A 6316-nucleotide genomic window follows, 5' to 3' on the forward strand; every position below is an offset into this window, starting at 1 on the left:
CTTTTATATTTATTTTATTTACTTATATTCCAATTATATGTATTGATACTAAATATTGATACTAAATATTGATGAGAATAATAGTATTTACAATTAGTATATAAAAAACCATCTAATAGTAGGAAAAATTTGCTAACCATTAATATTAGTTCTATCTTTTGGCGATATTTCTAAATTTCTAATAAATCATTATATCTTTCTAAAAAATCTAATTTGCTGTTGATTTTCTTCAAGCAAAACAGAACAGGTAGTGTGCGGCAAAATTATCTCGAGAAGTTTATTTTGTAATTATACTAATCCTGAAATATCCTGACCACCACGTAACAATTTAATACCTGGATGATGATGGATTATGTTTGTTGCAGAACAAGGAGCATTTAATAGAATTTTATCAAAAAATATATTTTCATCACACCATGTTGTAGATACATGACCATCTCCCGTTTGTAATTAAAATCTATTGCTAACATTTTAGCATGCGGAGTAATTTTCATGATATTAGTATTCTTAGTTCCAGACTCTGGACAAACGTCTTTGAAGTTCACGTAATATGCCACAACGCTGTGCTGTAAGATCTTGGATTTATAACCTTATCGTCATAAAAACAATGCATTAGTAACATCTCCGATAAAAGTAAACTTACCATTTTTTTAAATCAACTTACCATTTTTTTAAATCATTGTAATCAAGAATCGTAACCATAATATTGATGGTTAACACGTAACTACATAGATGGATGTTGATTATTTATAGAAAAATTTGCTGTTAATACTTTAACCATGCCATTATCAAATGATTTGACTAATCAGGATGATAAAAAAAGTACTGATAATTTGTATTAAAGTGAGAAATTAATTCATTATTTTGGTATTGGAATTGTCTTAAAACTCTATTAAGTAAACCTTTTAACTTATTTCTTTTTAAGATTTCTAAACCATTAACGTTTTCTGCTAACACCGTATATTCTGGTATGCGAGTATATTATAGCTGATAAGTTTCTACAATAAGATAATGTGATGTGATATATACTTTTTACTAATTAATCGAAGCATCATTAACTTATCAATCAAATTCTTTTTGAGGTAAGATTCTAATTATACCAAAATAAATTTTTTGTAATAATGCACTGTCTTGTTTTGAGATATTTTTTTGTACATTCGGTAATATAGACTAAGTGATTATTTTTTTACTTTTATACAATATTTTCAATGAATTGTGCAGCAACAATACGAATATTGATTATTCGTTTCATATAATAAACTAATAGTATTCAATAATTCATTAATCTAAAACAGTACCTTTAGTATACCAATGATTGTAAGAATTTAATAAATCTTTAACAGATATTGCTTTTTTACCAGCAATTTGTAATGTAAGTAGATTAAGTACCCCATCAGCAGTAGAAATTTGAATACCATTTTTATCAGAATGAATAATCGTTCCAGGTTTTTTATTATTATTAATGGTCAATACCTCTGCTTTCCATACTTTTATTGGTTTTTTATTTAATATAAAATAGCTTATTGGCCATGGGTTAAAGGCACGAACACATCTTTCTAATTGTGTAGCTGAAAGAGACCAATTCAGTCGAGCTTCTTCTTTATGTATTTTTTTGGCATATGTTGCTAAACTTTCATCTTGTACTTGAGGTTCTATAGTACCGTTTGCTAGTTCATCTAATGTTGTTAACATAATACATGAGCCAAGATGAGCTAATTTATAATATAATGATTTAGTAGTATCAGTGTTATTAATAGAACAAGATAGTTTATTTAGTATATAACCACTATCTACTTTTGAATTCATATGTATAATAGTAACTCCAGTTTCTTTGTCTCCAGCTAAAATTGAACGTTGAATAGGAGCAGCACCACGCCAATGTGGTAGTAATGAAGCATGTATATTAATGCAGCCTAAATGGGGAATATCAAGTATTACTTTTGGCAATATACGACCATATGCTACTACAACCATGATATCAGCTTGTAAATCAGCAATAATTTGCTGGCTTATTGGTGTTATTAATGAATAAGGTTGAAAAATTGGAATATTATTAGTTTTAGCTATTATTTTTACAGGATTTGATATAATTTTATTACCACGTCCTACTGGGCGATCAGGTTGAGTAATGACAGTTATAACTTGATGTTTAGAATTAAGTAATGCTTCTAAATGATATGCTGCAAAATGCGGTGTACCAGCGAAAATAATTTTTAATGATACAGACACAATTAAACCTTTTATAAAATACTTATACTTATAAGATACGTGTATTTTGACGAGCGATTTTTTCTAATTTATGTTTAATACGTTGACGTTTTAATGGTGATAAATAATCTATAAATAATTTACCATTTAAATGGTCAATTTCATGTTGAATACAAATTGCCATAAGACCATCTGTTGTTATACTAAAAAAATTGCCATATCTATTTTGTGCTCGTACTTTAATCCGTGCTGCACGTGATACATAGGCATAGTGATTAGGTACAGATAGACATCCTTCTTCTATACTAGATTCACCATTCTTTTCTAGTATTTCTGGATTAATAAATTCTATACTTTCATTACGATCTTCTGAAATATCAATAACAATAATACGTTGATGAATATCGACTTGTGTAGCTGCTAAACCAATTCCTGACTCAGCATACATTGTTTCAGACATATTATCGATAATCTTCTCAATTTCAGGATTAATATTTGTTACTACCTGAGCAATTTTACGAAGTCTATTATTAGGAAAATGTAATACTTTTAATACAGACATAAATACCTGAATTTATATTAATGGAAAAAACAATTATATAGCATACATTTTTTTAAAAAAAATTAAATTATTTTACAACATAAAATATGTTTAGTATGAAATGAAGCAAAGTTGATATTTTGTATATACAAGATATCAAGATATATAGCACCAGATATTTATTTAATTATAATAACATATATTCTTCATTTAAGACAAATACTGTTAAATTTAAGTTAATAAGTAGATTTAGTAATAAAAGTTATAGTTATATATATTTAGTTACTTATTTAAAATTGTTATGAAAGATTTCATCAATGATTATTACTATATTTAAATATATTTTTAATGTTATTACTAAAATTTTTATTGTGATATAACAATGTAAAATAAAATATGATACAAGTATTTCATACTGTATAAAATATACTGTAGACTTATAAAGTCTTATAATCTGTATTGTACTCTAATATATTTTACATATAGAATAATTAAATTTAATAAACTTAATATATTTAGTATCTAATGACTATATTAATTACATTAATATAACATGATGTAAATCATACATATTTTATAATTTAATTGTTTTATCTTACTGCCTAGATATATTTATAAAATATAAATAGTGATGATAGATATTCTGTTACTATGTAAATAAGTTAACAAGTAACTTATTTACATAGTAATATTATCATTAAACGCGCTAGAATCTATCTGCATTAGACATTGTAGCCAATTACTAGAAGTGATTTAGCAGAAAGCAAATGGATTGCAGTTATAACCACTGTTATATCTTATTTAAGGAAAGCATGCCATGTTCGACGTACTTATGTATTTGTTTCAGACATATATCCACAACGAAACCGAAGTGTGCGTTGGGCAGGATAAATTAACAGATGATCTGACTAGTGCTGGTTTTCGTCGTGAAGATATCTATAATGCGTTACATTGGCTTGAAAGATTAGCAGATTATCAAGAAGGATGTGTTCCAATACTAACAAGTGATCCACTCTCAATGCGAATTTATACAGAAGCAGAAAGTCAGCGTTTAGATGTTGAATGTCGAGGTTTAATTTTATTTTTAGAACATGTTAAGTTGCTTAATATGGATACACGTGAGATGATTGTAGAACGTGTAATGGCCCTTGATACTATAGAATTTAATTTAGAAGATCTAAAATGGGTTTTATTAATGGTATTATTTAATGTTCCTGGATGTGAAAACACTTATAAACAAATAGAGGAACTTTTATTTGATTTTAATGAAGGTATGTTGCACTAAGAATTATTAAATAATTTTATACTGTTAATTAGTAATTAATTAGTAAAAATAATATTTTATAGCCTAGTATTTTTATTAAAAAATAATTCACATAAAACATTTTAAAATATAATTTATATTGATAATATTTATGAATTAAGAAAGAGTGAAAAATTAATTATTGAAAATTTAATGTTTTTTTAAAAGAACAATCATTTTAATTCCACATTTAAAATAAACTTAAATTTCTTGCTACCTCTATATAATTTCTATTATTTTGTTTTTGCAATAAATTATATGTTTATTGAATAATAATCTATTTCTAATAGAATTTAAAATAATGTTGTATTAACAATTTTCTACGGAAGTTTTTCCCTAGGATAAATTATTATGAGCATAAGTCACTATTTAACTAGAAGCCTCGATTTCTGCATTAAAAAATTACAACAACAAAAAATCATTGCTTATCCTACAGAATCAGTTTTTGGATTAGGTTGTGATCCAGATGTTGAAAAAACCGTTATGGATTTATTAACACTTAAACAGCGTTCAATAGAAAAAGGATTAATTTTAATTGCTGCCAATTATAAACAATTAAAACCTTATGTTGCTGATTCTAAGCTGACTATATCACAACGTAAACAGATGTTTTCTAATTGGCCTGGTCACATAACTTATGTAGTTCCAGCTTCACCTCATACTCCAAACTGGTTAACTGGTAATTTTAATTCATTAGCTATTCGTGTTAGTAATCATCCAGATGTACAAGCAATATGCTATGGTTTTGGTAAACCATTAATTTCAACTAGTGCTAATTTATCTGGAAAACCATCATGTCGTAATGTAAAAGATCTAATAAAACAATTCGGTACAAATATTGCAATACTTGATTCTAAAATAGGAGGATGTTTAAACCCATCTGAAATTCGTGATTTAGTTAGCGGCAAAATTATTCGTCAAGGTTAATTCATGAAAAATTTTGCTGTATTCGGAAATCCTATTGCGCATAGTAAATCTCCTATCATTCATTCTTTGTTTGCACAACAAACTGGAGTAGAGCATTGTTATGAACAAATATATGTACCGATTGATGCTTTTATTAAATCAATTAATGAGTTTTTTATGTCTGGTGGGAAAGGTGCAAATGTAACTTTACCTTTTAAACAACAAGCATGGACATTTGCTGATGAATTAAGTGATAGATCAATATTATCTGGAGCAGTAAATACTTTAAAAAAAAATACATGTGGTACAATTATTGGTGATAACACGGATGGAGTTGGTTTATTAATAGATTTAAAACGTTTGAATATGATTAATCCTGGTAATCGTATTTTACTAGTCGGTGCTGGAGGAGCAGCTCGTGGGGTAATTTTACCTTTACTTTCTTTAGGATGTTCGTTAGTAATAGTAAATAGAACATTTGAAAAAGCTAAAAAATTAGTAAATATTTTTCAACATAAAGGAAATATTGAAGCTATTAGCTTTAAAAAATTAATAAATCAGCATTTTGATCTTATTATAAATGCAACATCTAGTAGCATGGATAGACAAGTTCCTTCTATACCAAGTTCATTAATCTTTGAAGAAATTTGTTGTTATGATATGTTTTATCAACAAGGTTTAACTTCTTTTCTAAGTTGGTGTCAAAAACATGGATCACGGAATATTTCTGATGGTTTAGGAATGTTGGTAGGACAAGCAGCATATTCTTTTCAATTCTGGCATAATATTATGCCAGAAATTAATCCAGTAATTAATTATTTAAAAAAATTAAATGTTTAAATATAATTATGTAAAATAACTTTATTTATTACTATTATATGTAAAATACACTACTTATTTTTATGTTATTTCACAAAAAATATTTTTAATAATATGTACTTATCATTATAATATACAAGAAAAATAGTAATTTATTTATGTGTAAATTTATTATTATATAATGTCATTTTTATTTCATTATTTTTACTTTAAAAGTATTATTGAAAATAAATACTTGATTGATTATATAAAAAGTTTAGGATAGACTATACTTAATTAATAGTATAAAGTACTTTAATAATTTATTATACAATTGGATGTGGGCACTTATAGGCGTAATATCAATATTTTTAGATATAAAATGTCTAATTTCTGATGAATAAATACGTAATTTTATTACAAATTTTAATTTACAGAACAATAAACAAACTTTAAAATTGAAGAGTTTGATCATGGCTCAGATTGAACGCTGGCGGCAAGCCTAACACATGCAAGTCGAACGGCAGCACAAAAGAGCTTGCTCTTTGGGTGGCGAGTGG

The 6316-nt window shown here is 26.5% G+C and carries 7 protein-coding genes and 1 rRNA gene; 4 read left to right on the forward strand and 4 right to left on the reverse strand.

All coding sequences use genetic code 11. The features are described from left to right. Positions 1–288 precede the first annotated feature (288 nt). The 4 genes from FD728_RS04815 to def all read right to left on the reverse strand — a co-directional run bounded on the left by FD728_RS04815 (position 289) and on the right by def (position 2770). A complete protein-coding gene (locus tag FD728_RS04815) occupies positions 289–402 on the reverse strand; it encodes a hypothetical protein (protein ID WP_159935117.1) in 114 nt (37 codons plus the stop codon). Further along, positions 378–545: a hypothetical protein gene (locus FD728_RS04100; RefSeq protein ID WP_159935091.1), complete on the reverse strand. Its 168-nt coding sequence runs from the start codon at positions 543–545 to the stop codon at positions 378–380. Before FD728_RS04100 ends, FD728_RS04815 begins: the two co-directional genes overlap by 25 nt. Positions 546–1281: 736 nt before the next feature. Continuing rightward, the gene (fmt, locus tag FD728_RS04105) at positions 1282–2229 is read right to left on the reverse strand and encodes a methionyl-tRNA formyltransferase (protein ID WP_159935093.1); all 948 of its coding nucleotides are present in this window, start codon (positions 2227–2229) and stop codon (positions 1282–1284) included. 28 nt (positions 2230–2257) lie between these two features. Continuing rightward, positions 2258–2770, reverse strand: coding sequence for a peptide deformylase (gene def / locus FD728_RS04110; RefSeq protein ID WP_159935095.1), 513 nt, complete (start codon positions 2768–2770; stop codon positions 2258–2260). Between the two features lie 796 nt (positions 2771–3566). On the opposite strand from def, the gene FD728_RS04115 reads away from it, so the two are divergent. The 4 genes from FD728_RS04115 to FD728_RS04130 form a co-directional block, all read left to right on the forward strand. Further along, a complete protein-coding gene (locus FD728_RS04115) occupies positions 3567–4034 on the forward strand; it encodes a DUF494 family protein (RefSeq protein WP_204162628.1) in 468 nt (155 codons plus the stop codon). 369 nt (positions 4035–4403) lie between these two features. Then, complete coding sequence (locus FD728_RS04120) at positions 4404–4979, forward strand: Sua5/YciO/YrdC/YwlC family protein (protein ID WP_159935097.1); 576 nt, start codon at positions 4404–4406, stop codon at positions 4977–4979. Between the two features lie 3 nt (positions 4980–4982). Further along, entirely contained in the window at positions 4983–5798 is an 816-nt protein-coding gene (aroE, locus tag FD728_RS04125; protein WP_159935099.1) for a shikimate dehydrogenase, read from the forward strand. A gap of 413 nt (positions 5799–6211) precedes the next feature. Then, positions 6212–6316, forward strand: a 16S ribosomal RNA gene (locus tag FD728_RS04130); the annotation flags it as partial.

The organism is Pantoea sp. Aalb, from assembly GCF_009829985.1.
Lineage (GTDB): Bacteria > Pseudomonadota > Gammaproteobacteria > Enterobacterales > Enterobacteriaceae > SZZU01.